This window comes from Photorhabdus akhurstii, from assembly GCF_018448925.1.
GTDB classification, from domain to species: domain Bacteria; phylum Pseudomonadota; class Gammaproteobacteria; order Enterobacterales; family Enterobacteriaceae; genus Photorhabdus; species Photorhabdus akhurstii.
The window spans coordinates 1-223 of sequence record NZ_RCWE01000173.1 but is presented as its reverse complement, the minus strand read 5'-3'; the positions used below and the strand labels follow the sequence as shown (position 1 = coordinate 223).

At 50.7% G+C, this 223-nt stretch carries 1 rRNA gene; it reads left to right on the top strand.

The window, feature by feature from the left end:
* Positions 1-223, top strand: a 23S ribosomal RNA gene (locus EAE93_RS24190); the annotation flags it as partial.

Here is a 223-nt window from a genome sequence, read left to right as displayed (position 1 = left end):
GAATAAGCGTACACGGTGGATGCCTAGGCAGTCAGAGGCGATGAAGGACGTGCTAATCTGCGAAAAGCGTCGGTAAGCTGATATGAAGCGATATAGCCGGCGATGTCCGAATGGGGAAACCCAGTGCGATGCGTCGCACTATCATTAACTGAATCCATAGGTTAATGAGGCGAACCGGGGGAACTGAAACATCTCAGTACCCCGAGGAAAAGAAATCAACCGA